The organism is Scytonema sp. UIC 10036 (assembly GCF_009725235.1).
Window position 1 is genome coordinate 1 of record NZ_WJFC01000154.1, and the last position, 22,863, is coordinate 22,863.

The 22,863-nt window shown below is 41.4% G+C and carries 26 protein-coding genes and 1 other RNA gene; 15 read left to right on the top strand and 12 right to left on the bottom strand.

What is annotated here, in order from left to right:
* Nucleotides 1–16 precede the first annotated feature (16 nt).
* A complete protein-coding gene (locus F7734_RS43915) occupies nt 17–565 on the bottom strand; it encodes a 2'-5' RNA ligase family protein (RefSeq protein ID WP_155750663.1) in 549 nt (182 codons plus the stop codon).
* Nucleotides 566–636: 71 nt separating this feature from the next.
* Here F7734_RS43915 and F7734_RS43920 point away from each other — a divergent pair, with 71 nt between their 5' ends.
* The 6 genes from F7734_RS43920 (at nt 637) to F7734_RS43945 (ending at nt 2,998) form a co-directional block, all read left to right on the top strand.
* Nucleotides 637–903, top strand: a complete 267-nt coding sequence (locus tag F7734_RS43920; RefSeq protein WP_155750664.1) for a YciI family protein — start codon at nt 637–639, stop codon at nt 901–903.
* Nucleotides 904–938: 35 nt separating this feature from the next.
* An RNA gene (gene ffs, locus F7734_RS43925) (signal recognition particle sRNA small type) lies at nt 939–1,035 on the top strand.
* Nucleotides 1,036–1,061: 26 nt separating this feature from the next.
* Nucleotides 1,062–1,448: a phasin family protein gene (locus tag F7734_RS43930; protein ID WP_155750665.1), complete on the top strand. Its 387-nt coding sequence runs from the start codon at nt 1,062–1,064 to the stop codon at nt 1,446–1,448.
* A 139-nt stretch (nt 1,449–1,587) separates the two neighbouring features.
* Nucleotides 1,588–1,998, top strand: coding sequence for a hypothetical protein (locus tag F7734_RS43935; RefSeq protein WP_155750666.1), 411 nt, complete (start codon nt 1,588–1,590; stop codon nt 1,996–1,998).
* Nucleotides 1,999–2,076: 78 nt separating this feature from the next.
* Entirely contained in the window at nt 2,077–2,454 is a 378-nt protein-coding gene (gene queF / locus F7734_RS43940) for a preQ(1) synthase (protein ID WP_155750689.1), read from the top strand.
* A gap of 181 nt (nt 2,455–2,635) precedes the next feature.
* Nucleotides 2,636–2,998, top strand: a complete 363-nt coding sequence (locus F7734_RS43945) for a hypothetical protein (RefSeq protein WP_155750667.1) — start codon at nt 2,636–2,638, stop codon at nt 2,996–2,998.
* A 53-nt stretch (nt 2,999–3,051) separates the two neighbouring features.
* Here the strand turns inward: F7734_RS43945 and F7734_RS43950 are convergent, their stop codons facing one another.
* The 4 genes from F7734_RS43950 to F7734_RS43965 form a co-directional block, all read right to left on the bottom strand.
* The gene (locus F7734_RS43950; protein WP_155750668.1) at nt 3,052–4,464 is read right to left on the bottom strand and encodes a cytochrome c biogenesis protein; all 1,413 of its coding nucleotides are present in this window, start codon (nt 4,462–4,464) and stop codon (nt 3,052–3,054) included.
* 67 nt (nt 4,465–4,531) lie between these two features.
* Nucleotides 4,532–5,269 (bottom strand): cytochrome c biogenesis protein CcdA, encoded by a 738-nt coding sequence (locus F7734_RS43955; protein WP_155750669.1) that lies wholly within the window; start codon nt 5,267–5,269, stop codon nt 4,532–4,534.
* A gap of 169 nt (nt 5,270–5,438) precedes the next feature.
* Nucleotides 5,439–5,780, bottom strand: coding sequence for a DUF5615 family PIN-like protein (locus tag F7734_RS43960; RefSeq protein WP_155750670.1), 342 nt, complete (start codon nt 5,778–5,780; stop codon nt 5,439–5,441).
* A gap of 2 nt (nt 5,781–5,782) precedes the next feature.
* Nucleotides 5,783–6,130 (bottom strand): DUF433 domain-containing protein, encoded by a 348-nt coding sequence (locus F7734_RS43965; protein ID WP_155750671.1) that lies wholly within the window; start codon nt 6,128–6,130, stop codon nt 5,783–5,785.
* Between the two features lie 487 nt (nt 6,131–6,617).
* On the opposite strand from F7734_RS43965, the gene F7734_RS43970 reads away from it, so the two are divergent.
* Entirely contained in the window at nt 6,618–6,995 is a 378-nt protein-coding gene (locus F7734_RS43970) for a nuclear transport factor 2 family protein (RefSeq protein WP_155750672.1), read from the top strand.
* A 72-nt stretch (nt 6,996–7,067) separates the two neighbouring features.
* The gene (locus F7734_RS43975) at nt 7,068–7,385 is read left to right on the top strand and encodes a threonine dehydratase (protein WP_155750673.1); all 318 of its coding nucleotides are present in this window, start codon (nt 7,068–7,070) and stop codon (nt 7,383–7,385) included.
* A gap of 138 nt (nt 7,386–7,523) precedes the next feature.
* Here F7734_RS43975 and F7734_RS43980 read toward each other — a convergent pair whose 3' ends face one another.
* The 3 genes from F7734_RS43980 to F7734_RS43985 form a co-directional block, all read right to left on the bottom strand.
* A complete protein-coding gene (locus F7734_RS43980) occupies nt 7,524–7,862 on the bottom strand; it encodes a DUF760 domain-containing protein (protein ID WP_155750674.1) in 339 nt (112 codons plus the stop codon).
* A 129-nt stretch (nt 7,863–7,991) separates the two neighbouring features.
* Entirely contained in the window at nt 7,992–8,165 is a 174-nt protein-coding gene (locus tag F7734_RS61210; protein ID WP_166482521.1) for a hypothetical protein, read from the bottom strand.
* A gap of 156 nt (nt 8,166–8,321) precedes the next feature.
* Entirely contained in the window at nt 8,322–9,401 is a 1,080-nt protein-coding gene (locus F7734_RS43985) for a WD40 repeat domain-containing protein (protein ID WP_155750675.1), read from the bottom strand.
* A gap of 211 nt (nt 9,402–9,612) precedes the next feature.
* Between F7734_RS43985 and F7734_RS43990 the strand changes: the two genes are divergently transcribed.
* Nucleotides 9,613–10,122 (top strand): L,D-transpeptidase, encoded by a 510-nt coding sequence (locus F7734_RS43990; RefSeq protein WP_155750676.1) that lies wholly within the window; start codon nt 9,613–9,615, stop codon nt 10,120–10,122.
* A 348-nt stretch (nt 10,123–10,470) separates the two neighbouring features.
* Here F7734_RS43990 and F7734_RS43995 read toward each other — a convergent pair whose 3' ends face one another.
* The 3 genes from F7734_RS43995 to F7734_RS44005 form a co-directional block, all read right to left on the bottom strand.
* Entirely contained in the window at nt 10,471–12,069 is a 1,599-nt protein-coding gene (locus F7734_RS43995) for an Hsp70 family protein (RefSeq protein WP_155750677.1), read from the bottom strand.
* Nucleotides 12,070–12,123: 54 nt separating this feature from the next.
* Nucleotides 12,124–13,137, bottom strand: coding sequence for a UV DNA damage repair endonuclease UvsE (gene uvsE / locus F7734_RS44000; protein WP_243147407.1), 1,014 nt, complete (start codon nt 13,135–13,137; stop codon nt 12,124–12,126).
* 307 nt (nt 13,138–13,444) lie between these two features.
* Nucleotides 13,445–14,785 (bottom strand): hypothetical protein, encoded by a 1,341-nt coding sequence (locus F7734_RS44005; protein ID WP_155744658.1) that lies wholly within the window; start codon nt 14,783–14,785, stop codon nt 13,445–13,447.
* A gap of 696 nt (nt 14,786–15,481) precedes the next feature.
* Here F7734_RS44005 and F7734_RS44015 point away from each other — a divergent pair.
* Both F7734_RS44015 and F7734_RS61215 read left to right on the top strand, forming a co-directional pair.
* Nucleotides 15,482–15,700, top strand: a complete 219-nt coding sequence (locus tag F7734_RS44015) for a hypothetical protein (protein WP_155750678.1) — start codon at nt 15,482–15,484, stop codon at nt 15,698–15,700.
* Nucleotides 15,701–15,869: 169 nt separating this feature from the next.
* A complete protein-coding gene (locus F7734_RS61215) occupies nt 15,870–16,040 on the top strand; it encodes a hypothetical protein (protein ID WP_166482522.1) in 171 nt (56 codons plus the stop codon).
* A gap of 34 nt (nt 16,041–16,074) precedes the next feature.
* On the opposite strand, the gene F7734_RS44020 is transcribed toward F7734_RS61215, so the two are convergent.
* On the bottom strand, nt 16,075–17,952 hold the full coding sequence (locus tag F7734_RS44020; RefSeq protein WP_155750679.1) for a response regulator: 1,878 nt from the start codon (nt 17,950–17,952) through the stop codon (nt 16,075–16,077).
* Nucleotides 17,953–18,541: 589 nt separating this feature from the next.
* On the opposite strand from F7734_RS44020, the gene F7734_RS44025 reads away from it, so the two are divergent.
* From F7734_RS44025 to F7734_RS44040, 4 genes are all read left to right on the top strand, one after another.
* Nucleotides 18,542–20,278: a S8 family peptidase gene (locus tag F7734_RS44025; protein ID WP_155750680.1), complete on the top strand. Its 1,737-nt coding sequence runs from the start codon at nt 18,542–18,544 to the stop codon at nt 20,276–20,278.
* A 169-nt stretch (nt 20,279–20,447) separates the two neighbouring features.
* Nucleotides 20,448–20,750, top strand: coding sequence for a hypothetical protein (locus F7734_RS44030; protein WP_155750681.1), 303 nt, complete (start codon nt 20,448–20,450; stop codon nt 20,748–20,750).
* A gap of 173 nt (nt 20,751–20,923) precedes the next feature.
* Nucleotides 20,924–22,213: a glucose-1-phosphate adenylyltransferase gene (locus F7734_RS44035; protein ID WP_166482523.1), complete on the top strand. Its 1,290-nt coding sequence runs from the start codon at nt 20,924–20,926 to the stop codon at nt 22,211–22,213.
* Between the two features lie 187 nt (nt 22,214–22,400).
* Nucleotides 22,401–22,862 carry an AAA family ATPase gene (locus F7734_RS44040; protein WP_155750682.1) on the top strand — a complete coding sequence of 154 codons (462 nt, stop codon included), beginning with the start codon at nt 22,401–22,403 and terminating at the stop codon, nt 22,860–22,862.
* Nucleotide 22,863: the final 1 nt, after the last annotated feature.

Below are 22,863 nucleotides of genomic sequence, written 5' to 3' on the forward strand. Positions count from 1 at the left end.
CCCTACTCCCTACCCCCTACTCCCTACCCATAAACGGAAATTCACTTTTGATATTCCACCGCCTGCCATCATGAGCTAGCAATGTTAAAACCGAAGCGGTAAACTCAAAATGCAACTGACGCTTCTCAAATTCTGGCCATGCAGCTTTAAAGTTTTGTCTGGTTAAATCCTTAAAAGCAACTGTCATGTGAGGAACAAAAGGACGTGTTTTGCCAACTTTGTCTGTAATTTCCAAGTTAGTTTCCAGATAAGACATCAAATTTTGATGTAGAGTGAGCAACTCATGGCTTCTGACTACGTCAATATAAATGACACGAGGTATAAAGGCTGCATAACCGTTAAGGGTAATCGGTATTGAATTTTGACAGCTAGCAAAGGTTGTCAAATGTTCCTCTAGTAAAGGGATATCGGTATCCGCCCATTCAAAAGGTGGTTGCAGGGTGATGTGTGGTGGAGATTTTTGAGCATGGCTGCTAGCGTACTTGTCAGCAAAGTACTGCTTGATTTGGTTAGCGTAGTCTTGGATTTCTTGAGGTGGTAGGAGAGCTATAAAATATAGTTTCATTGGTTAGTGGTTAGTGGTTAGTGGTTAGTGGTCACAATGATATATGGCAGTTTGATGAGGTTGTAAAAAGAATGCCCTGGTTTGTGAAGATCGAAGAAGGTAAGGTGGATAAGCCTACCTTTGACCAATATGTACCTGCTCATAAAGCTTACGTACAAGAGTTGATTGCTAAAGGACATAAGGCAAAGACTGGTTACTGGGCACAGCGTGGCGGGGGTATGATGGTGTTTGAGGCGGCATCAATGGATGAAGCACAGGAAATAGTGGCAGGTGACCCATTGGTACAAAATAGCTGTGTGAGCTACAAACTCTACGAGTGGAAAATTGTTATCGAATAACACGCAGTTGCAAAATTTAGTGCTATTATAAAGAAGATCTGGATCTACGCGGCTGCAACGCCCAAACTTTGTCAGGACCGGAAGGTAGCAGCAATACGGGATGCTTGTAGCAGGCGTAGTCTCCGGGTCACCCTACTTTTAGGAGCACAGAAGCAACAATGCCCGGTTTTGGCGATATTGTTAAAAAAGCTTTTTATCTCGGTGTAGGCTTGGCTTCTTATGCGGGAGAAAAAGCGGGTGGGACACTATCAGAAGTGCGATCGCAAGTCCAAAAACTGGCAGACGAAATGGTAGCGCGGGGTGAAATGACGACTGAAGAAGCCCGTCGCTTTGTTGAAGATATGATGAAGCAAGCGCAACAAGCGCCGACATCCGGTTCGACAACCGATCCAAAGCCCCAGTCGGAGCCGCGTCGCATAGAAATTTTGGAAGAAGATGAAGAGCCAACGACGAAGTCGAATCCTCCTACAGAAGATGTGGATAACCTACGCGATCAAGTCAGGCAAATGCAAGAAGAGTTGCGTAGATTGCAACAAGATAAGTAATAATTAACTATTGGAGAGACAATTTGTTGTCCCTCCAAAGTATAGTAAGTAAGTAAGTAGTCCTCAGAATGTACGCGAGTGCCTGAAGCCATGTACAATTAAGCGTCCAGAGAAGAGGCTGTTAAGGACGTAAAAAATTATGGAAAAGTGGCAGAAAGAGTTTTGGGAAATGATGGAAACAGTGGCTGATGAAGTAGAACGCTTTGTTCTGGGGATGACAGAAATGGTAGATACTTTCTTTGAGCTAACGGAAGAACTGAGCGAACAAGTGCAAGAAGCGATCGCATCTGAAGTTGACCAGTATCTACAAGATTTGACAGAACCGATTCTGGAAGCTTACTGGGAACTTGAAGATATTGTCATAGACGATGTTATTCTAGATTCTGGTTTTCCATATCCAGTGGAACCCACATCAGAGCGAAATGCTGCTTGTATTGGATGCCGTCACTACCACGGTCATGTTTATGGCGGAGAATTGTTGGTTTGTGGTATGCATCCCTATGGATGGAATGATGAGAATTGTCCTGATTGGGAACAAGATGAGTTATAGGTTAGTTGTTAGTTGTTAGTGGTTAGTTGTTAGTGGTTAGTTGTTAGTGGTTATGTGACAAATGACAAACAGCAAATTATGGAAATGAAATATGGTGAGCGGAATATAGCGGAGGGACAACTCATTACGTTTCCTAATCCGCGTGTCGGAAGGCGATATAATATTGACATTACTTTGCCAGAGTTTACTTGTAAGTGTCCTTTTTCTGGCTATCCTGACTTTGCCACAATTTACATTACCTATATCCCAGATGAACGGGTAGTGGAATTGAAGGCACTGAAACTCTATATTAATAATTATCGCGATCGCTACATTTCCCATGAAGAAACAGCCAATCAAATCTTGGATGATTTTGTGGCAGTTTGCGATCCTTTAGAAGTAGTCGTTAAAGCAGATTTTGCACCTCGCGGTAACGTACATATGATAGTTGAGGTACGACATCAGAAGCACCAGTGAAAACAGCGATGTCTATTTTTTTACAGTCATTTTGTACTAGTATGTTGATTGTCAACGCTAGTAAAGACAATGGAAGCTTTATCCAATCATTGGTTTGATATTCAGCCAGATACGGTATATAAAACTACTAATGGTCTCCTAGTTTCCTTTGCAAACGAGCAAATTAAACTGGGAATAAAATATGACCAAAATTTTAGAAACTATAGATAGTAATGCACTCGTTAGAGAACATCTAAATGCGTGTAATTATACAGTTTGCGGCTACTGGGATGAGGAAGATACATATTATGAGGAAATTATTTTACCTCATAACCTAGAATTAGAATTAAGTAGTAGTTCTATTGGTTTTACAGACAAAGAACGCTTTTTAAAACTCAAGTTTATCCTTAATGCTCCTGTTGATGCTTCCAATAATCTAAGTCATAAACTTCAGAAAATTGGTGAGATAGTTCTCATTTTCAATGAAAGTTTGGAATTTCTAGATGAGCATTGGGTTTTAGATGTGCATTCTCCCTTGTTGGAGCTAAAACGGAAGCACCCATAATTCTTCAGGATTGACATATAGAACAGCAAAGGCGATCTCGCCTTTGCATAAATTTAAACTGACTGAGGTTCCACTGCTATTGTTTTTTCTTCATCTTTGGTTGGTAAACTTAAGGTATCCAATATTTCCAGTATTTCTCGCTCAAAAGTAACTTGGGCGCGGTTGGTTTTTCCGCCTACATATAAACGACCATCTTTTTGTAATGCCCAAATTTGAGAGTGGGAAAAGTAACTCATAACGACACCTAGCATCAGTAAGCCGAATCCACTATAAACAATGGGTATTCCGGGATCGGCTTTAATTTGTAAGCCAGTGCTGCCAACAATATCGAGTATTTTTAAGGTGACACCGTTGACTTGAGCAGCCATTCCGGCGCGAACAGTATCAATCAGCTTCCCATTAGCATCATATATGAGTACCATTCCTTGCAAGTCTTTTGCCAGTATGGATACACCTGCACTTAAATCTGGTTTGGTAGGAATCCACGTGCCCCAAATCCTTCCTTGACCGTTAGTATTAAGTGGTGCCATGGGAATTTGAAAGACGGGGCTGTTATTAAGTTTTACTCGAATGGCAGCAATTCCCCAGTCGGTTTGATAAAATGTGACGCCACGATAGCGCAGGGGACTGTTCACGAAAATTGTTTTGCGGTCAACTTCTTGTTCTTGATTGTCTAAAACAGATAAATCTGAGTAAAACTGGTCGATACCGCCAGTGGGAGTGTAGTCAATCCAAAACCGATTGACGCGCACCGACCAATCTTTGGGGATTTGCGCTAATGCAAAGGGACCAGCATCTATGATGTTTTTCACTTGAAATGTATCGCCGCTCGCTACTATTTCTTGGGCAACAAATCCAGTCATAGCGCCCCAAATGCCACCCAGCAGCGTCATGACAATTCCAATGTGAACCACAATCGGTCCAATGCGCCCAATAATTCCTTTGCGGGCGTAGAGGGTGTTCTCTTTTTCTTGAAAAACTTTGTAGCCGCGTTTTTGCAGTAGAGTTTGTAGAGTCGTGGCATTTGTGGTTTCTACATTATCAAATTCTGCACTTAAAGCTAGCTTTTGAAATTGACGGGGTTCTTCGTAATATTTCCATCTTTGGGCAGCTTTTAAAGCTGGTAACTGACGAGTGAAGGTACAGGCTGTTAAGCTAGTGCCAAAAAAGATGAGTAATGCCAAAAACCACCAAGTTCGATAAACATGGTCTAAGCCCAGAATGAGGATGACTTTCCATGAGAGAAAACCAAAGAGAGCTGGGTGTTCTGGGTAGTTAGCTTGGTAGTATGCTACCGATTGACCTTGCTCTATAACAGTACCACTGACGCTAAAGAGTGCGATCGCAAGTAACATCAGAATTGCCAAGCGCAAATCTGTCAACACTGGTAAAAACTCTTGTCGCAGCAGACGCCCTAGTGCCACCCATATAGAAGTTTTTTCAGAAACTGGATTTTCTATAGTCATTTGTCATTTGTCATTAGTTATTTGTCATTTGTCATTTGTCATTGGTCATTTGTCATTGGTCAGGTGGTCACTGTAATAGTGGAAGTCGAGACATTAAGGAAAACACGCCAAATCCTACCAACAAAGCACCACTGACTGGATTAATCCAACTAGACCAACGGCGCAACTCTAATAATTTCTTTATGGAAGCCGTAAAAGTGCCTGCCAAAATCAAGGGAACAACATAACCTGCTGTATAGCAAAGGAGCAGAACAGCACCTAAAACTAAGTCTTGTGTTTGAGCAACCCATCCCAGCAGGCTAGCTAAAACCGGAGTACTGCAAGGAGAAGCAACGACACCAAAACTAAGACCGATGAAATATGCTCGCACTCCTTGGGGTAATTCTTGAGAAATCCACTCTGTGCCACCAAAAGAAGGTAATTGCAAGGGTAAAGCTTCAAGTAAGTTTAACCCCATGAGAATAGCAATAATGCTGACAATAATTGGTAAGCCAAGACCGACTTGACCGTAAACTTTACCGACGAAAGCTGCTATAATACCAAGCCCTGCGAGTGTGGTTGCCAATCCCAAAGCAAACCAAGTTGACTGAGCAACACCTTGCCAACGGCTTTTTGCTTCATAACCGCCAATGTAGGCAATGGTGATTGGCAGCATGGAAAGCATACAGGGCGTGAGACTAGTGAGCAATCCTGCAATGAAGATAATACCTACACTTACCCAAGTTAAATGAGTCAGTTGGTTGGATACAAGGGCATTTGCAAATTGTTCTAGTTCATACAGTCGGGTTTGCAGGATTTCAAGCATGAGGCTTTTAAAAGGGAGAAACGCTTATTCTGCTCGCATTTTAGCTTACTTTTATGAAAGGGGTTAGGGGTTAGAGGTTAGGGGAAAAGCTCCGATGCTACAATAAGGACGGGCGAGACGCCCATCCCACAAGAGGAAATAATTGCACTCAATTACATTTAATGTGCCACTATTTTGAGGGGCGGTTAACTCGGATTAATTTACCGTTCAGGCTTTCTTCAGTAGAAATAGCCCGATCGACCCGTGTTGCTAGCCTTTGAAAGTTTGGATCTTCAGTACAAACAATAATACCAGCATGATTTGGTTGTAACTTATTAAGTCGGATGAAATGACGCCGATTACTTGTTAAAACAGCTCTATTATTCCTAATCGCAAAATCCAACACCTCTTCATCAGGAATTTTTAAATCAGCATTTCCAGCTTCGCTAGCTGTAAGTACATCATGACCAAAGGTGCGTAAAAATTCAACAACTGGTAGAGGAAAATTTTCATCAGTGTAAAGGCGTGCCAATGTCAAATATCCTCAGCTTCTAGCATGACTTCTTCATTTTCTTGAATTGCTTGTTCAATTTCTTCTGGATAGGCATCTGCATAAGCCCAAGCATTGACCAAGTCAGCAGCAGTGAGATGAGGAAACGCTTCTAATATATGAGCATCATTTGCACCCAAACGACGATAATTTACTAAAGACCAGACGGGAATGCGAGTTTTGGCAATACAAGCATCTCCACCGACAACACCTGGAGTTTTTGTAATTCCTAGTGAACCATTACTTAAAGTTCTAATTAATATTTGTATTGCTTCAGCTTTCTCGGTTAGATTTAATGCTAACAGTTGGTTTTCTAATTCTTTTACTGTCATATTTATACTGGTTGCTGTCTTGCAGCATTTGCAATTGTACAATGAACTAATGCACCTTCTTATTTTAAGATCTGTTGGCGTTCTTGCACTATATTGGTAAATCTGGGAGTTATGGGCAATCGGTTTAAGCTGCTTAATCATACACCAACGATTTGAGGGTATATCAGTCTCTTCTGCCAAATAGGTTCGATCAAAACCCCCTCGCCCTAACAGATTAAGTACACGATAGCGCTCTCGCAGTAATAATACCAACCCTGTCTCACGTGTGAGGCAAAAATTTGAATCCCCACGCTTCAAAAATAAGGTTTTAATAAAATTAATTTAGCATAAATGAGTTTCTAGTGGTGATGCATGCGAAGACAGCGCAACTACAAACCAGTAATTATTATTGGTAGCGGTTTTTAGTATAAGAAATATTTAAGATTAAGATTTATGTAACCAAGCTTTTTCTGTTATTTTTAATGAGGAAAGTATTTTTCTTTTTCTAATGACCATCGACGCTGTTATATCTTCTTATTTTGTTAATTTCGCCGCAATGAATCCAGAAAGCTGGATCGAAAACTTTGCAGAGGATGCTGTGAGTTACGATCCAGTTGGACATCCACCTACAAAAATCCGTGAAGGATTTCGAGATTTTATTGGGCAGTTGCAAGCTACCTTTGAAAAGCTAGAAGCGAAAACAGAGCACATTTTTATTGCGGGAAATGAAGCAGCTGTTAAATGGACCATGCAAGGAGCCGCAAAGAGTGGTAAGTCAGTGACTTTTGAAGGTATCACAGTGTTTGAAGTCAATGAAGCTGGCAAAATTCAAACAACTCGTGCTTATTGGAATCCAGCAGCATTAGTAGCGCAACTGCGTTCCTAAGTTGCCGTAAATAGCCAGTCTTCTATTAACAATTAGCTATAATAATTATATAGTAGCTATAGGGTCGCTACCATGTCACGTTTAATACAAATCATTCAAAATACTTTTATTCGCTTTGAAGCCTTTTTCGGATTTCTTCTAAGAAGTATCTTAAACTTCTTCAGTAACGTCAAGAATTTTTTTGCTAAGCTGTTCGGGTTTTCTAATTCTCAATATTTCTTAGAACCCGATACAGCACAGGGGATAAAGCGCATAACAACGGAGCCGTCAAAAATAGAAGAATCCAAACCTGCACAAACAAACGAAACACAAACTAAAATTCGTCCCCGCCGCCCCAATCCTCAAATGGATTACTTTCTTAATATGGCTCGGGATGTGAAGAAAAGCTAGCTAAGTCATAAATGTTGAGACGCGCCATGGCGCGTCTTCATAATGGCTGTAAGCAGTGCCTGAGCGTAATTCGAAGACCCCCATAAAAAACTTGGGAGTCGATTCCACCCCCGTTCAATAACCCACAAAAATTGTTTCCTAATCTTCCGAGCGAGCATCTGGGGCTTGTAAAGCCTTTTCAAAGACCATACGATTTTCAGCGTTACGCAGAAAGTAACCATTCATCATTGCAGCAGCAAGAAGCTTTCCGAGGTTGTCGCGACTCGTTGTAATAGTGACATGGAAGTGTTCTGAAGGCAAACCTCCCAACATCGTGATAATTGTGCGTTCCATTGCTTGAAGCACTTCGGGAGATGAAGGTTGAGAAAGTTGGGCAATGGTTTCCGGACTCATGGACTGAACGTATTGCCACAACAAGTTTCCGTTTGACACTTCACTACCAAAATATTCTGGGTTAAGATCTGACAGATTATTCATGGTAGAAACCTGCTATTTACATAGTTATGTATACTTCTACAAACTAATTTAGCAGTTTCTTCACTAATCCTCAGTGAGCCTAACCGAACTTTGAATTGACGGTTCCTTCTACATATCGCTGATACCATATTAAAACTTGATAATTCCGAAGTACGCACTTGCTGCTAGAAGGATAATCACTAGGACTCCTATTGTAGCACTTGTCACAAATTGTACGGATGTCTTTTTATTTAGAGCTTCTTTATTTTGCTCTTCAGATCTAGAGACTGTGTTGTTAGAATTGGTCGCTTTATTAGTCGTCATGGCTTTTTATTGCTGTTATGGTTAATGTCTATTCATTTCCTAGTTTCCTTCACCAATAAAAAATTACATCTAACTTTTGGCTTATCACACAATCTGTATAAAATGGGATTTTGTAGGTTGGGTTGAGGAACGAAACCCAACATCCTCCGAGATTCGTCATAAGCTTTTTATGCTTTCTGCCTTCTGCCTTCTGCTGTCTTGCACTCGTGGAAATTGCCAAATTTTGACAGTTTCATCTGCACTAGCACTAACAAGCATTTTGGTTTTGGGACGAAAAACAACCGCCCAGACTACTTTCTCATGTCCCGTAAGGGTGTTTGATAAACGTCCGGTTTGGACATTCCACAACCTAATGGTTCGATCGTAACCACTGGTTGCAAGAGTCTGTCCATCTGTGCTGAAAGCAACGGCTAAAACTGCACTATCATGTCCGTTGAGTGTCTGTTGTAGTTTGCCTGTTTGAGTACTCCATAACTTAATTGTCCGGTCTTGACTGACACTGGCAAACGTTTTTCCATCAGGGCTGAAGGCGATCGCTGCTACATATTTCTCATGTTTTGTCAAGGTTTTTTTTAACTTCCCTGTTGAAAGTTGCCAGATTGTAATTTTTCCATTTTCCGTACCACTTGCAAGAACTTGACCGTCAGGGCTGATAGCAATTGTTCTGACAACTTCTTTCTGATTCAACTTGCGAATGACCTTTCCAGTTTTTACGTTCCATAGTGCGATCGTTTTATCCCAACTGCCACTGATGACAGTTTTTCCATCCGGGCTAAAAGCAACAGATTCAACATCGTCTGAATGTCCTGAGAGAGTACGAATTGTTTTGCCCGTTTTAAGATTCCATAACTTAATCTGGTTATCCCAGCTAGCACTAGCAAGGGTAGTACCATCGGAACTGATAGCTAGGGATTTAACTGCATCAGCATGAGCAGCGATGGTAAAGAGTAATTTGCCTTTGCCTGTTTGTAAATTCCAAATCTGAATAGTGCCATCATAACTACCACTGGCTAAGATATCACCATCAGGGCTAACCGCTATTGCGTAAATCCAAGCGGTATGACCTTTAAGAGTGATGGACAGGCTAGTTGTTAGTGCAGATTGAACTGGTGAAACACACACCTTTGATTGCAAAGGCAATTTTGCCCAACATAAACCCATAACAGCTACTACACTGGTTATTCCTAACCCTGCTAACACTTTTTTAGTAAACAGAGATTGTAATATCATAATCATAAAAATGATCCTTCTGTATGGCTGCCTTTCTTCGGCAAACATTTCTTTTAGCTGTAGGAACATGGCATTGAGACTACAGCAGGTCATTCCTATGAGTTCAAACGTGTCCTCAGGTCTAGCGAGTGGTGAAAGATATGTTACAGCTATAAACTGGGCAGTATAGGAGATAGGTCAACCGTTTCCCCAACTCTATTATGGAAGTATCTCTGCCATGAAAAGTTTGATTTCTCCTGTTTGGGTGCGCCCTTTGAAGTTACTTACTGGTGCAGTATTAGCCCTGAATGTTTCTGCTGCTGCATCAGGTGAGGTTTTGGCACAATCAAAATCTCAAGTTATCAAACAACAAATACAGACGTTACGACAATCCACTCAGCGTTGGATTCAGGTTAAGCTTTCAGAACAAAAGTTAGTTGCTTGGGAAGGAAACAAACCTGTGTACGCAATTGTGGTTTCGACGGGTAAAAAATCCACTCCAACTCGCACTGGTGTTTTTAAAATTCAATCCAAGCACAAGTCTACCCGGATGCGCGGTAGCGACTATGATGTTCCAAACGTCCCACACACTATGTACTATAGTGGGGGCTATGCAATTCATGGAGCATACTGGCATCGAAGATTCGGAACCCCAGTGAGTCACGGATGTGTTAATTTAGCACCTAACCACGCTAAATGGTTGTTCAAGTGGGCATCTATAGGGACACCAGTAGTAGTGCATAAGTAGTGGGGAAAATAAACCAGCGTAAATCTCAAGTACCCCTCCATAAGGGGTTTTGTCTAATCGGATTTTGCATGAATTGTTACATTTTTAAATGTCTCTTATAAAATATGGATTTCTCAGCAAGTTATCAAGTACAAAAGGTTTCCTTCACTAAATCTTAATTTCAATTTGTTTTTTACGTAAAATTACATAATGGTTATTGGTTAGTTGTTAGTTGTTAGTTGTTAGTTGTTAGTTGTTAGTTGTTAATGGTTACTATTATGGTTTAATGAGTTGGATGGTTTGGGTAGGTATTGCACACCCTACGCATATTACACTACTAACAACTAACCACCAACAACTAACCACTTACTAACTTAACTGTGCAACAAGTTGATTTTCTAACAGCGTTTCATTGCTTAATAAATCTTCAACTGTAATCCGTAAAAAACGCTGCTCGTCAACTAGAAAAAGAATTTTGACTCGATCGCTTCCCGGATGTCCTGGTGGTGTCAGTTGAGCAATAGTTCTTGCACCGTCTTTATCGTTAAGAGGTTTGACGCTGCTAGTGGTGCTATCAAGATGGCGAGTAATCAGGCGATCGCCATCAAAATAAACTTCTGTACCACCAGTCTCTGCGCCCAATTCACCCATAATCAATTCAATACTGGGCTGATTATCCACAGAAGCACCCAAAACCAACTCCACTGGCTGCGCCATCGGATAAGGTTGTCCAGCCTTAATAATAGGATGCCAGTTGTGACGGTTATTGCGGCGATCCCAATAGCGGACACCATAACTGTGGTAAAGAAAATCTTTGAGTTCTACACCTTGAGCAAGCTGTAAAGCTCCTTGGGCAATAGCTTCAAAAGGACGTTCGCAACGAATTTTTTCCGGAGCAAAATACTGTTTCACCCATGTTTGGACTGTGGGTAACTGTACCGTACCGCCAACTAACAAAACAGCATTGATATCTGAGACTTCTATTCCCTGGCGTCGCGCTTGTTGCAACAAAGAAGTCATCGACTCATCAAGTCGTTCAAAAAAGGAGTTTTCTTTCAGAATATTTTCTAAAATCTCGCGATTGAGTTCTAATTCATAACTCTCAAACGTCTCATCGTTGAAATAAACTTCGCTCGCTTGGCTTTGAGTCGAGAGTTGAATTTTTATCTTTTCCGCCAATCGAGTTGTTAAAGGACTAATTGGTATCTCTTGAGTTTTGGCAAAGTAATCCAGTAACCAATTGTCAATATCAGTACCGCCTAAATTTTGTCCAGCTTTTGCCAAGACGCGAGCCGTTTTTACCTTTTGCTTTGAATCTTCTGCTAAAGACTTATTGCCCCACTTCAGTATAAATCCTAAAGGCTTTTGAGTTGCTTGTACTATTTTATCCAACTGAACTATAGATAAATCCAATGTTCCACCGCCAAAGTCAATAACCAAAAGAATTTCTTGGTCTGTCATGCCATAACCTAAAGCAGCTGCGGTTGGTTCATCTAGCATTCGCACTTGCTCTACAGGAAGGGCTTGACAAACTTTTCCCAACCAGTGACGGTAGGTTTCAAAGCTATCAACAGGTACAGTTAACACCAAAGAATCTATCCCACCTTGTAGGGATGCTAATTGTGCGATCGCTTGAGAAAGAAACCATTGCCCCACTTGTTCAAAGGTAATGATTTGCCCATCTAGTTCCGGTAAGAATCCCTGAATATCAGCACCGATACCGCGTTTGAAACTTCGGAAAAATCGGGGTTCGTTCTTCAGATCCAAACCGCGATCGCGCACCTGTTGCCCGACCAAAACTTGCCCCTTTGAAGCATCTTCAACATACACCAAGCTAGGAATCAAAGGGGGATTGAGACTTTGTTGAATCGATAAACCAGGTAAGTTGAGAGTTTCTGGGCCTTGAGTAACGGGGTTCCAACGAGCAATAACCGTGTTACTGGTACCAAAATCGATTGCTATTGCCATAGTTTTTCAATTATGTCATGCCGAGACACAAATTTTGCCAGCTTTTTTATAATATTATTCTCCCACAAGCCACCAAGCACGCAAATGGGCTATTGCTTCTTCCTTGCGTTTGGCTTCAACCTCTATCCAAGGTGCTTCACTGTATGAACTCGGCATTGCCGTAATGTACTCGCTGTGTTTTCTGTCGCGGAATGCTTCTTCACCATTGGAAATATGAACTAACTGCCAATCGGGATTATCCCAAGTTTCTCGTGCAGCGTAAAACATTTCCGTAACACTTGGGTCATCATAACTCTCTAAATTTTCATGACAAATATGGTGATGGGCATCAAAGACAAGTGGAATCTGAGCTTGTTGGCAAACTTCCAATATTTCACTTGAACTGTAAGCATTTTCGTCGTTTTCCAAAGTTAAGCGGCTTCTGATGTTTTCTGGCAATTCTGAAATGACCCCTACAAGTCGATCTGTACGTTGAGATTTACCACCATGAATGTTCATTAGTGACCAAAAAGAACGTGGTAAGCCCAGTAAATCTAGCGTGCGAGCGTGACGATCCAAGATTTTGATACTTGATGCCACCACTTGTGGTGAATCGGAACTCAAGACTACATATTGATCTGGATGCAGCACCATTCTAATACCTACTCTTTCTGCCCTTTGTCCAATTTTGGCTAAATCTGCACTCATGTTTTGCAATACAGTTGCACCGACTTCATCTTCTAGATCGCTCATAGGAAATAAGCCAGATGGCATGCGGTAAAGATGAATTGAGTTTCGCAAACAGAAAGTTAATGCAAAATCCAAACGTTGTAAGTTTTCTCGATAAATAACCTTGAGAGCAGTTTCACGCTGATTTTCTGGCAGTTCTAAATAGCGGGTTCGCGTTATCGTTCGGTAGCGAACATCTTTGGAAAATGTAATGCAAACAAGCCCTAAGTGTGGAGAAGCAGTTGCTGCAACGGCGGGAAACTTTGCATCATCCTGCCTGGTTTTTGGCAACTGCTGTGCATTAGATGAGTGATTATCTGCAATCCGCGATCGGGATTTTGATTCCTGCACTGCTGACATAGTTTTATATAGCCATTACTCCACTGCTTCCATCTAACCCACGGCTGCCCGTAGTTGCTCAGTATCTAAAGACAGAATTAACAGTGAGTAGCTAAATAACGGAGTAAACCGGAGTCAAACACCATCATTTCTTCACTTTCTAGGCTCACTCCGTAGTCGCTTCCAGTAGCAAGCGGATCGTAGACCCAACCACTTGGAGCGTAGTTCGGTAGGAACCATTAGGCAGTCTACCCAAGCCTAGTACAATGAAAGTGAGAGGTTGCAGATTCTCGTTCTAGTTTCATTGCACACCTAAAACATTACTGTTCTAGGCTTTCTCTCGTGCAGAGTTAGCCTGATACTTTGTACCTGTCCTAAACACGAGATTAGTTCTGTGTCGCAATATTGCTTTTAGCGCTATGTTACGTGCAGCGTTCAATCCAGAATGAGCAATGTAGCCATTAACCGTCCCCACGAAGTTAGCCCCTTTTTCATAAGACTGGAAATCAAACAAGGTCTTCGGGAATTCGTTGCTACGCCAGACCGGATTACCCCAAGGGTCAAATCTCGATGTATTACGAGGGTTAACCCTTGTTGTGAGGATGCCGTAGTCTTGGTAAGCTATTCGACTTACTTGTCGGTACACCGACGATTTTAACCAGTAAGCTCGTTTCTGGTTTGAACGACGGGAATATTTGCCACGAATCGGTTTGAGGTTGCCCAAATGTTCAAATGCAATAACTGAACAACCCCAAGTTTTTGCCAACTCAACAATTTGTCTGGCGTAGGCTCTACCCAACTCAACCTCCCGGTTGTGCAAGTTTTCCCACATCTTTGATGCAAAACCTTTGTGGATAGTACCCGTCTGCTGCATCTTTTTGGCTATCCTTCCTAGTTGTCGCTTCCTACGCTTAGTGTGGCTTGTTTGTTTGATGAAGTGACGTGTGACCTCAAACACCTCGCCCTTAGCGTTGACCTCTAGGACAGAACATATAGCAATATGACGATCTAAATCCATGTCTACACCCAAGACTCTCAAAGAGTCTTGAGCCATAATTGTTTTAATTCCTCCCGTTGCTGGAATATACTTTTGTAGCGGAAAAACGATGTATGCCGCATTTCCTTTTACTACTACTAATGGAGAACCTTTTACCCACTCGGCATCTACTAGGGGTGCAAGGTATTGGAATTTAACCCACTTCCACTGACCATTAACTAGTATTTTGAGTATGATAGACTGCCCATCGTCCTCTTTCCATACCCCAGCATCAAAGCTAGGAGAGAAGTTGAAAGAACGAGGCTGTAGTGGCGGTCTATGATGTTTTTGCTGATTGGGACGATTCAACCACTTCTGGTAGTTGCTATTCCAGGACTGCCAAGCACCAATAGCTTTTCTGATAGCAGCACGACGAAATTGCACAGGAAATCCGTTAAAGGGGAATGGATATACAGTCTTCGACCCTATCGTTAACTTTTCATAATATCTCCATCCCCCATCTTCCGCAACAGGTATGTTGACACCTGACGGATGAGTGTTAACTAGTGCGAAGTAAAAATGTACAACCTCGTTAAAAGCTGCCTTGGTTTCATTTAAATCAAACCCATTCCGCTCAAGTTTACATTTAACGCTTTTAGTTGCAATCCTGAAACCTTTCTTTTTCTTCAGCATTAGTTATCACCTCCCTTCTTGCTGTCTGCTATCTTATTAGTATATCTGCACCTAATAAATCATGCAACCAAAAAAAGGAAAAAAGAGAATAAAAAACCAACCCGTTTTTTATGATGAAATGAAGGAGAGACATATGATAGTCGTTACTCCTACAGTATGGAAAAAGCTACAAGCTTTGGCAATTGACTCAGACCTTAGTGTTAGTGAGTGCTTGGAGCGTATTGTCAGAGATATAGACTCTGATTGACTCCATTTGACTCCACGATTCTCTTATCTAGTAGTACGACCACTAACCACTAACCACTATCCACTATCCACTATTTACTATCCACTATCCACTTTTTTGAGATTGTATCTATACTCTACAGAAAATTTACTTTAGTTAAGTAAATAATTGTTACATTATTTGTTAAATAAGCAATAAAAATGCATCTTAGCCGTGTTTGGCAACTCTAGGCAAAAAGTACAGGGGCTAATTTCTGTTGTGACGCATACAATTGGGTATATGTACCTTTTGACAGTGTTGTCAAGTGTATTAAATATTTATTAATATAAGAGTAACTTAACTCTAGGAGTCAGTACCCAAAAAATTCATAACCTATTCAAGTACCAAACTAAAAAAATGCCTGCAAAGGCGCATATCGACTGGTACGTCTTCTTAACCATCAAATTTTTTACAACTGGAACAGAAAATTTATGAATAACCAGCAACCATCAAACCCCAATCAATTTGTGGGCAATTTTAAGAATGGGATTTGGCTTTTTGGTATCTCGTCTTGGCTCTTTGGGATTACCGATCGCAGTATTGCATCGTTTTCTGATGGATATCTATCTGCCTTGGATTTAACGCAACTATTTACTGCTGCTACCTTCTTTGTTGCTTGGCTATTTCTCAAACCGACTTCTAAGGCATAAATTAAGGTACAATTTTTAACATATTCATAAATGTAACATCACAAAAATGCCCAGTTTAGCGTTTTTGCATTAGACGCTTTTATCCTTTGCAATATTTGAGCGTAGACATTTGACGAAAATAATTCGATATGATATCTAGTATACTAGATATTATATAAATATATCAACTATGCCTACCCAAAAATTCCAACCTAAAGAAGGCGAAGCTTACGATCAAAGCCCTGTTCAATTTAAAGTCAGGAAAGGAGTCAGAGAAAAACTGAAAACTATACCAAATTGGCAGGATATTCTCAGAAAATTTGTTGATGACCTCATATCAGACCCACCAAAGAATGGCTAATAATGGGTAAATTTGGGAAGGATTTAAAGATTTCCTACTCCTGGTTTATTGCGTTAACAATTTCGTCAAAGCGAAAGTCGCTTGTCAGTTGTTGAAGATTCTCTATTAGAGTAGCGTATTCTGTTGGAATTTCAGCTATCAACTTTAAAACATGTTCATCACTACCTCCAGAAGCTGCTTCATATAGCTGATGCACCCATTGTTCCGGCATCACGGCTAAATCTTGTTCGAGCGAGCTCGATCTGGTAGAGCGTTTTTGTGATGTTTGACTCATGGTAGTGCAATCAAAGTAGACATAGCTGACACCTAAATGCTTGGCAAGTTTATCAAAAATTTCTTCCTCCTGAAATGGCTTGCGAATAAAATCATCGCATCCAGCTTCTAAGGTTAGCGCTCGCTCATCATTAAATGCAGTCGCTGTGAGAGCAATAATCACAGTGGCTTGCCCTAAAGGGGTAGCTTTGATATGTTGTGTTGCTTCATAACCGTTCATGACAGGCATTCGCATATCCATAAAAATCAGGTTCGGTTTCCAACTTTCCCAAATTTCTATACCTTGTTGAGCGGTTTCGGCTTCCTTCACCTCAAAGCCTAAAGATTTTAGGAGCGATCGCAGGAGTTGGCGATGTTCCCAAGTATCATCTACAATAAGCAATTTATAAGCAGGTTGATTGGGAGTAAGGCTCTTGACTCGTTTTTGGAATAATTCAGTTTGTACCTGTGTTATTTGCGGCACTTCAACCTGAATATTGAAAGCAAATACACTGCCCTCGCCCACAACACTGCTAACAGTCATCTCGCCACCCATAAGATTGACAAAAAAGCGGCTGATAGGTAGTCCCAATCCCGTGCCTTCTGCTGTTTTTCTGCCTGTGGAAGTCTGTTCAAACGCTTCAAACAGTAAGTTCATTTCTATAGGATCGATACCGGGACCGGTGTCTGCCACTTCAAAATAAAGGGATAGGCGATTGGGGATAGACGATTGAGTCGTTTCTTTCCCAGTCCCCAGTTCCCAGTTCCCAGTTCTCAGTCTGACACGTAACGTCACACTACCACTTTCTGTAAACTTAATAGCATTACTGAGCAAGTTCAGTAAAATTTGGCGCAATTTACTTTCATCTGTACTGATGTACTGCGGTACTGATGATGCACAATCAAAAGTTAACATCAGTTGCTTGGATGCAGCTTTAAGGTGCAGCATTTCTTCCAAGTTCTCTATAAGACGATAAATATCGAACGTACTAATACTGAGCTTAACTCTCCCTGCTTCAATTTTCGACATCTCTAGGACATCGTTGATTAATTCCAGCAAGTGTTGACCGCTACGATTAATGATATTGATATATTCCCTGCACTCTGGAGATAAAGAGTTATCTCGATGCAAGATTTGGGCAAAACCCAATATACTGTTGAGAGGGGTGCGTAGTTCGTGACTCATAGAAGCCAGAAATCGGCTTTTGGAACGGTTGGCAGCCTCAGCAGTTTCTTTAGCTTTGTTCAACTCCACTTCCACCCGTTGGCGTTCCGCTATTTCATTTTTCACTGCTTCAAACTGAGCAGCACTGGGAATTTCCAAAACTTGTGGTACTAGTTTAACCAGTACAACAGCCGTGTACAGGGAAACTAGGGCAGTAATTGCTTTAGTGAAACCAGATAACCAGTAATTGGGATGCCAAAGTGTCCAAATTTCAAAGATGTGGGTTGTGCCACATAAAACAATAAAAGCTCCAAATAAGAGGAAAATCCAGTTGTAAGGAATGTCGCGCCTTTTTTCGACAATGTAAGTTAACGTGAAAGGGATAGAGTAATAAGCTATTGCCGTAAGACCATCTGAAATAATATGCAATCTCACTAACTCTGGTTGCCAAAGATAGCAGTGTCCGTGGGGAATAAAAATTGATGCTAGTACCATAACTATAATTTTTCAACAACTGTTTCACTCATCTTAAGAAATTATTAATTTTTTTTACCAATAATTGTAGTGAATACTTCATTTAAGTTGTAGATCAATAAATTGTAGAAATTATAAATATATCCTTTCTAAGATATCTAACGAGAAACAAGAAACTCAATTTGCCGTTCAAGGTTAGGCTTCTAACTATGGTTGGAAACTGAGCGCGTAGAGGAAATCTGGCTTATCGGGAGGTCGAATATTGATAACTGAAGTGATACATATTTTGACATTTTCGTAAAAATTCACCATATCTCATTATAGAGAATGTACTACTTATTCCGGAAGTCTTGTTTACACGACATCAATTTAAAATCTATCTCATGTTCAGTATATAGCAATCCTATCTAATTTGTGAAAAAATTTAAGTACCTGTAGGTTGGGCTATTCCGCACAAAAGCTTTACCTGGTGGGCAATGCCCAACCTAAGTGTATTTCAAAAATCAAATAGGAGTTCTATAGAGAAACGAAAAAAATATATGTTCTCACGACTATTATAGTAACTTATATTGTTGGACTTTTGCAGTTATTAAACTTTAATTGAGGTAATATGAGGCACGAAAAACTGTCTCCGGGACTGCTGATAGCATTTGAAGATTATCAACGAGAAGGACAAGAAGCGTTCACTCCACAGATACGAACACTGAGCATAGTTCCCCCCAGAAACACTCTCAAACCAACCCGCAGCGTGGTTTTTCTTTACTGTGACGAACAAGCAGATTTGAGTTCACTTTCAGAAGATGGCATTGAAGTCAACCAAAATAGAGGAAGTGTTCGCACCGCTTTTTTACCTATAGAAAGTTTAGATGCTCTATCTGAAAATCCTGCTATCGAGCGCATTAAGCCCTCGCGCAAACTTAAACTCCGGATGGATGTTGCAAAAAGCGCTGTAGGACTGCCAGAGTTCATCAAGAAAAACAGCAATCTCACTGGTAAGGGAGTGATAATCGGTGTGATAGACACTGGCATCGATCCAAAACACCCTGCTTTCAAGGGGCGGATTTTACGTATTTGGGATCAGGTATTGTCAGGTCCTGGAGTTGCTGAAGGTAAATATGGGGCAGAGTTAACTGGTTCGCTGCTAACAGTTTCTCAAGATACTAACGGTCATGGAACTCATGTTGCTGGGATTGCTGCAGGTCATGATGATAGCTACGGCGGGATAGCGCCACAGGCAGAATTAGTGATTGTGAAAACCGATTTAGATGAAGGTCATATTGCGGATGGGATTCGATACATTTTCCGCGTCGCTGGGGAGATGGGACGTCCGGCAGTTGTGAATTTAAGCGTGGGTGGGCATTATGATGCTCATGATGGGACTGATTCATTATCAAAAATTATAGATGCTGAAAGCGGTCCTGGGCGAATTGTTTGTTGTGCGGCGGGCAATGAGGGGAACGATAACATTCACGGTCAAGCAATCGTGCGAGCTGGTAAAAAGCACACCATGCGCTTTAACGTTCCCTTGAATCAGACAAGCATCGCATTATTAACGGGTTGGTACTCCAGTAGGGGTCAGTTAGAAGTTGCCCTGCGTAGCCCCAATGGTTTTGTGACTCCTTTCCAACCGATTATTACTCAAGGCAATTATACCCAAGAACACATTCTTAAAGATGCACGGGTACAAATAGCGACACCAGGTCCAGATCCATTTAATGGTGATTACAATGTAGTCGTACAAATTCGGGGTTCCGGTAAGGGCAGTTTTAGCCCGCCAGTACCGGGAGGGAATTGGCAGTTACAGCTAAACAACGCCTCCTCCGAAGATGTACGGTTAGATGTCTGGACTTTGAATGGCTCCGTATTGTTTACGGGCAGCAGTGTTGTAGACTCTGTAAAAATTGGTTCGCCCGGTTGTGCCCGAAGTGCAATTACAGTCGCTTCCTATACAACTAAAGCCAATTATATTGATATTGATAACCAATTGCAAGAGATGGGCTTTAATTTAAACGATATTTCTGACTTTAGCAGTGAAGGGCCGCTACGGAATGATGCCCAAAAACCTGATGTCGCTGCACCAGGAGCAATGATTGTTTCTGCCCTGTCTTCCAGTGCTAACAGCGATCGCACTAGCATAATCAACAACAAGTTTGTCGCAATGATGGGTACAAGCATGGCAGCGCCCTTTGTCACAGGTATTGTAGCGTTGCTATTACAACGTGACCCCCACCTAGACCCAACTGCCATTAAAGATATCTTGCGAAAAAATTCCTTCATACCAGGAGAAGCACCAGGAACGTTTGATAACAAATGGGGTTTTGGATTGCTTAACACAGAAAATTTGTAGTCTGTTGTCAAGATTAATGTATTGCCTCTGTATAAAGGTAGTACCCACAAGGCAATCGGTTTGATAGCTTGATTGTAGGGCAGTTTCAGAATGTTAGGGTGTTAAGGGTATAATTACTCACTCCTCTAGATTCGTGTATCTCTACCGCAATTACATACTGTGAGGTTTTATGGATTATCGTAAGTTAGATAATGCCCTAACAATGGCACTTAAAGAAGTGGAAGATCCACAAAAGCAAAGTTTCAATGTTTTTATTCACACCAATCGTGCTATAGAGGTTGCTGGTGCATCTGATATGTTGGAAAACTTGGGAGTACCCAATGTGGCTCCAGGAAAAGATGTGTTTACAGCCGAGCTATCTCCAAATGCTATTTCCCGCTTGTCGGAACAGTCATGGGTACAGTACATAAAGCTGTCTCAGAATCTGAATTTGCTAAATCAAAAAACTCCGGGTGGTATCAGATTAGCCTAATTTCATACCTACCCCCTACCCCCTACCCCCTACCCCCTACCCCCTAACAAAAGAAATAGTTCATAATTCTGTCAGAAGCAATACAACAATCTACCTTCACCCCCTTATCAGCAGCCACAGACAGTCCTAAACTGAAGAAGTGAGTTGAAAGGCAGTCGTCGGGAGAATTTAGCGTGAAAAGTGTTTTAGCTATCATTCTTGGAGGGGGTGCAGGTACCCGCCTTTATCCTCTGACTAAGTTACGTGCAAAACCAGCTGTACCTGTGGCGGGGAAATATCGACTCATCGATATCCCTGTCAGTAATTGTATAAACTCCGAGATCTTCAAAATTTACGTTCTGACACAATTCAACTCAGCTTCTTTGAATCGTCACATTGCCCGTACTTACAACTTTGCTGGCTTTACTGAAGGTTTTGTGGAAGTTCTAGCTGCACAGCAAACACCAGAAAACCTCAGCTGGTTTCAAGGTACGGCTGATGCTGTTCGGCAATATCTGTGGTTGATGGAAGAATGGGACGTAGAAGACTATCTCATCCTTTCGGGAGATCACTTGTACCGGATGGATTACCGCCAATTCGTTCAGCGTCACAGAGATACAGGGGCTGATATCACCTTGTCGGTATTACCCATTGATGACCGTCGCGCTTCTGATTTTGGGTTGGTTAAAATTGATGAATCTGGTCGGATAATCAACTTTAGCGAAAAACCCAAAGGTGAGGCAAAAGCTCAAATGCAAGTGGACACAACTGTGTTGGGCTTGACACCAGAACAAGCTCAAGAACAGCCATACATTGCTTCAATGGGCATTTATGTTTTTAAAAGAGATGTTTTGATTAAATTGTTGAAAGAATCCTCACAATGGACAGATTTTGGAAAAGAAATTATTCCAGCAGCAGCAACCGACCATAACATTCAAGCTTATTTATTTGAGGGTTACTGGGAAGATATTGGAACTATTGAAGCGTTCTACCATGCAAATTTGGCACTGACTCAGCAACCCATGCCACCCTTTAGTTTCTACGACGAACACGCACCAATTTATACCCGTGCTCGTTACTTACCACCCACTAAGATGTTGGACTGCCAAGTGGTAGAATCAATGCTCAGTGAGGGTTGTATTCTGAAGAACTGCCGAATTGAACACTCAGTTTTGGGCGTGCGATCGCGTGTTGAGGCTGGGTGTGTTATTCAAGATACCCTAATTATGGGAGCCGATTTTTATCAACCTTTTGCCGAACGTCAATCAGATTGCGATCGCAATCCAGTTCCTGTGGGAATAGGTACTAACACCACAATTCGTCGTGCCATCATTGATAAAAATGCTCGCATTGGTTGCGATGTACATATTGTCAACAAGGATAATGTCCAAGAAGCTGAGAAAGAAAGTCAAGGCTTTTACATTCGTAGTGGCATTATTGTAGTGTTGAAAAATGCTGTCATTCCTGATGGAACAGTGATTTAGTTAGTTGTTAGTTGTTAGTTGTTGGTTGTTAGTGGTTAGTTGTTAGTTGTTGGTTGTTGGTTGTTAGTGGTTAGTTGTTAGTTGTTGGTTGTTGGTTTTTCTGTTAACCACAAACCACAAACCACAAACCACTAACCACTGACCACTAACCACAAACCACAAACCACTAACCACTAACCACTAACTAATGACTAAACTACTGTTACTTATCGGTCTTCCCGGTAGTGGTAAATCAACTTTAGCGCAGCACTTGCTAGCCGATTGCCCCCAGATGCAAATCATTTCCACCGATACCATTCGGAGGCAATTATTTGGTGGCGAAGCAGTTCAAGGACCTTGGCTGGTTCTCTGGCGTGAAGTTTTGCGGCAATTCCAAGAAACAATAGCAACGGGTAATATAGCAATCTACGATGCTACTAATGCTCAGCGACGCCAAAGACGAGAAGTCATTGCTTCAGCCCGTGAAATAGGCTTTACTCACATCACTGGGGTTTGGATAGATACTCCGGTTTGGCTGTGTCTGGCACGGAATAAGAAACGTCAGCGTCAAGTTCCCGAAGAAGTCATATTTCGCATGCACCGTCAACTCCGCGACGCACCACCAAGTTTGGAGGAAGGACTTAATGATTTACTGAGATTTTCTCTTTGAA

What these genes read in the sequence shown, in the direction of transcription:
- F7734_RS43915 (WP_155750663.1), bottom strand. Translation starts at nt 565, where the DNA reads ATGAAACTATATTTTATAGCTCTCCTACCACCTCAAGAAATCCAAGAC.
- F7734_RS43920 (WP_155750664.1), top strand. Translation starts at nt 637, where the DNA reads ATGCCCTGGTTTGTGAAGATCGAAGAAGGTAAGGTGGATAAGCCTACC.
- F7734_RS43930 (WP_155750665.1), top strand. Translation starts at nt 1,062, where the DNA reads ATGCCCGGTTTTGGCGATATTGTTAAAAAAGCTTTTTATCTCGGTGTA.
- F7734_RS43935 (WP_155750666.1), top strand. Translation starts at nt 1,588, where the DNA reads ATGGAAAAGTGGCAGAAAGAGTTTTGGGAAATGATGGAAACAGTGGCT.
- queF (WP_155750689.1), top strand. Translation starts at nt 2,077, where the DNA reads ATGGAAATGAAATATGGTGAGCGGAATATAGCGGAGGGACAACTCATT.
- F7734_RS43945 (WP_155750667.1), top strand. Translation starts at nt 2,636, where the DNA reads ATGACCAAAATTTTAGAAACTATAGATAGTAATGCACTCGTTAGAGAA.
- F7734_RS43950 (WP_155750668.1), bottom strand. Translation starts at nt 4,464, where the DNA reads ATGACTATAGAAAATCCAGTTTCTGAAAAAACTTCTATATGGGTGGCA.
- F7734_RS43955 (WP_155750669.1), bottom strand. Translation starts at nt 5,269, where the DNA reads ATGCTTGAAATCCTGCAAACCCGACTGTATGAACTAGAACAATTTGCA.
- F7734_RS43965 (WP_155750671.1), bottom strand. Translation starts at nt 6,130, where the DNA reads ATGACAGTAAAAGAATTAGAAAACCAACTGTTAGCATTAAATCTAACC.
- F7734_RS43970 (WP_155750672.1), top strand. Translation starts at nt 6,618, where the DNA reads ATGACCATCGACGCTGTTATATCTTCTTATTTTGTTAATTTCGCCGCA.
- F7734_RS43975 (WP_155750673.1), top strand. Translation starts at nt 7,068, where the DNA reads ATGTCACGTTTAATACAAATCATTCAAAATACTTTTATTCGCTTTGAA.
- F7734_RS43980 (WP_155750674.1), bottom strand. Translation starts at nt 7,862, where the DNA reads ATGAATAATCTGTCAGATCTTAACCCAGAATATTTTGGTAGTGAAGTG.
- F7734_RS61210 (WP_166482521.1), bottom strand. Translation starts at nt 8,165, where the DNA reads ATGACGACTAATAAAGCGACCAATTCTAACAACACAGTCTCTAGATCT.
- F7734_RS43985 (WP_155750675.1), bottom strand. Translation starts at nt 9,401, where the DNA reads ATGATTATGATATTACAATCTCTGTTTACTAAAAAAGTGTTAGCAGGG.
- F7734_RS43990 (WP_155750676.1), top strand. Translation starts at nt 9,613, where the DNA reads ATGAAAAGTTTGATTTCTCCTGTTTGGGTGCGCCCTTTGAAGTTACTT.
- F7734_RS43995 (WP_155750677.1), bottom strand. Translation starts at nt 12,069, where the DNA reads ATGGCAATAGCAATCGATTTTGGTACCAGTAACACGGTTATTGCTCGT.
- uvsE (WP_243147407.1), bottom strand. Translation starts at nt 13,137, where the DNA reads ATGTCAGCAGTGCAGGAATCAAAATCCCGATCGCGGATTGCAGATAAT.
- F7734_RS44005 (WP_155744658.1), bottom strand. Translation starts at nt 14,785, where the DNA reads ATGCTGAAGAAAAAGAAAGGTTTCAGGATTGCAACTAAAAGCGTTAAA.
- F7734_RS44015 (WP_155750678.1), top strand. Translation starts at nt 15,482, where the DNA reads ATGAATAACCAGCAACCATCAAACCCCAATCAATTTGTGGGCAATTTT.
- F7734_RS61215 (WP_166482522.1), top strand. Translation starts at nt 15,870, where the DNA reads ATGCCTACCCAAAAATTCCAACCTAAAGAAGGCGAAGCTTACGATCAA.
- F7734_RS44020 (WP_155750679.1), bottom strand. Translation starts at nt 17,952, where the DNA reads ATGGTACTAGCATCAATTTTTATTCCCCACGGACACTGCTATCTTTGG.
- F7734_RS44025 (WP_155750680.1), top strand. Translation starts at nt 18,542, where the DNA reads ATGAGGCACGAAAAACTGTCTCCGGGACTGCTGATAGCATTTGAAGAT.
- F7734_RS44030 (WP_155750681.1), top strand. Translation starts at nt 20,448, where the DNA reads ATGGATTATCGTAAGTTAGATAATGCCCTAACAATGGCACTTAAAGAA.
- F7734_RS44040 (WP_155750682.1), top strand. Translation starts at nt 22,401, where the DNA reads ATGACTAAACTACTGTTACTTATCGGTCTTCCCGGTAGTGGTAAATCA.